Here is a 1,861-nt window from a genome sequence, read left to right on the forward strand (position 1 = left end):
AGCTTCTATCTCAGCAAGCGCGAGCCAGTCTGCGTCAATTAGTGCAAGCCAAAGCGCATCAGCATCAGTATCAGCAAGCATCAGTGCGAGCCAATCAGCATCTGTATCAGCTAGTCAATCAGCTTCAGCTTCTGTAAGTGCAAGCGACTCAGCATCTGTATCAGCTAGCCAATCAGCAAGCGCATCTGTAAGTGCAAGTCAAAGTGCTTCAACATCAGTAAGCGCCAGCCAAAGTGCCTCAGCTTCAGCGTCAGTAAGTGCAAGCCAATCAACTAGCGCATCAGTATCTGCAAGTGAATCAACTTCAGCGTCTGTAAGTGCAAGCCAATCAGCAAGCGCATCAGTAAGCTCAAGTGAATCAACTTCAGCATCTGTATCAGCTAGCCAATCAACTAGCGCATCAGTAAGCTCAAGTGCCTCAGCTTCAGCATCTGTAAGTGCAAGCCAATCAGCTTCAGCATCAGTAAGCTCAAGTGAATCAACTTCAGCATCTGTATCAGCTAGCCAATCAACTAGCGCATCAGTATCTGCAAGTCAATCAACTTCAGCATCTGTAAGTGCAAGCCAATCAGCTTCAGCATCAGTAAGCTCAAGTGAATCAGCTTCAGCATCAGTAAGCTCAAGTGCCTCAGCTTCAGCATCTGTAAGTGCAAGCCAATCAACTTCAGCGTCTGTATCTGCAAGCCAATCAGCTTCAGCATCAGTAAGCTCAAGTGAATCAACTTCAGCATCTGTATCAGCTAGCCAATCAACTAGCGCATCAGTAAGCTCAAGTGCNTCAGCTTCAGCATCTGTAAGTGCAAGCCAATCAGCTTCAGCATCAGTAAGCTCAAGTGAATCAGCTTCAGCATCTGTAAGTGCAAGCCAATCAGCTTCAGCATCAGTAAGCTCAAGTGAATCAGCTTCAGCATCTGTATCAGCTAGCCAATCAGCTTCAGCATCAGTAAGCTCAAGTGAATCAACTTCAGCATCTGTATCAGCTAGCCAATCAACTAGCGCATCAGTATCTGCAAGTCAATCAACTTCAGCATCTGTAAGTGCAAGCCAATCAGCTTCAGCATCAGTAAGCTCAAGTGAATCAGCTTCAGCATCTGTAAGTGCAAGCCAATCAGCTTCAGCATCAGTAAGCTCAAGTGAATCAGCTTCAGCATCTGTATCAGCTAGCCAATCAGCTTCAGCATCAGTAAGCTCAAGTGAATCAACTTCAGCATCTGTATCAGCTAGCCAATCAGCAAGCGCATCAGTAAGCTCAAGTGAATCAGCTTCAGCATCTGTATCAGCTAGCCAATCAACTAGCGCATCAGTATCTGCAAGTGAATCAACTTCAGCATCTGTATCAGCTAGCCAATCAACTAGCGCATCAGTATCTGCAAGTGNCTCAGCTTCAGCATCTGTATCAGCTAGCCAATCAACTAGCGCATCAGTATCTGCAAGTCAATCAACTTCAGCATCTGTAAGTGCAAGCCAATCAGCTTCAGCATCAGTAAGCTCAAGTGAATCAGCTTCAGCATCTGTAAGTGCAAGCCAATCAGCTTCAGCATCAGTAAGCTCAAGTGAATCAGCTTCAGCATCTGTATCAGCTAGCCAATCAACTAGCGCATCAGTATCTGCAAGTGAATCAACTTCAGCGTCTGTAAGTGCAAGCCAATCAGCAAGCGCATCAGTAAGCTCAAGTGAATCAACTTCAGCATCTGTATCAGCTAGCCAATCAACTAGCGCATCAGTAAGCTCAAGTGCCTCAGCTTCAGCATCTGTAAGTGCAAGCCAATCAGCTTCAGCATCAGTAAGCTCAAGTGAATCAGCTTCAGCATCAGTAAGCTCAAGTGCCTCAGCTTCAGCATCTGTAAGTGCAAGCCAATCA

At 45.8% G+C, this 1,861-nt stretch carries 1 protein-coding gene; it reads left to right on the top strand.

Annotated elements, in window-relative coordinates; genetic code table 11:
- On the top strand, positions 1–1,861 hold a 1,861-nt coding region (locus tag D8854_RS09975), incomplete at both ends, for a hypothetical protein (RefSeq protein WP_185768091.1).

Source organism: Streptococcus mitis, assembly GCF_003943905.1.
Classification (GTDB): domain Bacteria; phylum Bacillota; class Bacilli; order Lactobacillales; family Streptococcaceae; genus Streptococcus; species Streptococcus mitis_BC.